This window comes from Pseudoflavonifractor sp. BSD2780061688st1 E11 (assembly GCF_005844125.1).
Lineage (GTDB): Bacteria > Bacillota > Clostridia > Lachnospirales > Lachnospiraceae > Sellimonas > Sellimonas catena.
Window position 1 is genome coordinate 1 of record NZ_SPHM01000096.1, and the last position, 1705, is coordinate 1705.

Here is a 1705-nt window from a genome sequence, read left to right on the forward strand (position 1 = left end):
CGTACAGGGAAGGAGTTTTGGAATGAAAAGTGGATAACCGGATATTTTAGGCGCACTTTAATAAGCTATCTGCTTTATGAAAGTGGTAAGTCCTATGCTATGAGTGGCTTTAAGCTTCGAATGTATTCATGATGTTTGATTTTATCGGCGAGAACAACAGTAATCAGCTGAGTGATACCGGCAAGGATCAGATCAGCATGTAAAGTCTTCTCGTTTTGTGTCCGACGGCCTGCTAGACAGAGATGATCTTTGATGTGGTTGATATCTCTTTCAACAACAGTCCTTATTTTATAGGTGTTATCCCATTCTTCGGTTCCGCGGATCGTTCCGGGATAAGCCCGCAGATCCTTTTCCGGATAGACATAAACCATACGCCCGCATCTGGAAGTGGTACAAGGATTTTCACAGCAGCATTGTCTGTAAGATTTTTGGGTGGATTTCTCGTAAGCCCATCTCATTTTGGGGCAGACAAACTTGAATCTGGTAACACCGCTTCTTAGTTTAGAAGTGCATTCGTACTTCATTGGGAGGGAAGGATCATGAGGACAACAAGGGATCCCGTCTTCATTGATAGTATAATCCTGATTTTCAAGACCTGCTCTTGCATTGAGTGGAATATATGCTTTCTGGAAATGCCTGTCCTTACCAAAAGTATCACCGGTAAGAAGGCTCTTATAAAGCTGAGCGGTATCGAAAGCGGCATCTCCGAGGAAGGTTTTGGGATTGATCAGTGGATGCTTTGAAAAGAAGTCTTTGAGTGTCGGGATCAAAAGTTTGGAATCATGAACACACTTATCCTCATCAGGGGAGTCCGATTTCTTTTCGACAACAATATCAGGATGGGACGCCATAAAGTCTTTGTTGTAGAAAGAGATATGACGGATAATGCCCAGCCCATTGGTGACAATGCCAAATTTGAAGACATAGCAAAAATGCCCATTGATATACAGCTGCTTAATTTCAGGATTAGCAGAAGCATGGGACGGCATGGAGCCGTAGGCAACCTTATAGGGATCATAAGATTGATTAAAGCCCTGAGCTTTCGCATAGGCCTTAACCTGCCGAATGATTCTGTTAGCGTACTTCGGATTATTTTCGGTGACAAAAGCTTCAATACCGGAAGAATCGAAGATGGTTAAATCTGCTTTTGCAGGATCAATAGCCTGGCAGATGGGCTCTGTAATATCAACAAGATGATCAAAGATAAACTGCAGGTCATCTGAAAAGTCCTGTTTAAAGCGAGTGATTTTGGAAGCGTCCGGGACTTTTTTAAACCCACAGAACTCACGGAGTGGCTTCGAGTAAGCGAGAAAAGTCAGGAGAAGCTGGTCTGTAGGGATAGAGAAAATACGCTGGATGATCAATGCCCACAGGAGAGCATGCAAAGGGTATTTACGGGTTCTGCCCGTTGATGCATAAAAATGATTTCTGAAAGAAATCGGAATAATTTCATCAATGTCGATATGGGTTTCTAATAGAGAAAGAAACGCAGGTTTGTCAGTTTCAAATTTTTCTTGGCAATCTGAAAAAATATCTGCCAGAGAAAGCTGTTTATATGGTATCATAGTATCAGAATAACTCCTTTCTTGGATGGTGGTTTATAGTTTTGTGCAACTCTATTATACCATATCAGGTGAGGAGTTATTTGTTTTTAAAAGCAAAAAATGCCGTATTTATGCGGCTTGTGGCGTTTCGCAAACGCCTA

At 41.9% G+C, this 1705-nt stretch carries 1 protein-coding gene; it reads right to left on the reverse strand.

Translation table 11 applies throughout. The features are described 5' to 3' along the window. Window positions 1–92 precede the first annotated feature (92 nt). On the reverse strand, window positions 93–1565 hold the full coding sequence (locus FGQ85_RS18120) for a transposase (RefSeq protein WP_138374156.1): 1473 nt from the start codon (window positions 1563–1565) through the stop codon (window positions 93–95). Window positions 1566–1705 lie beyond the last annotated feature (140 nt).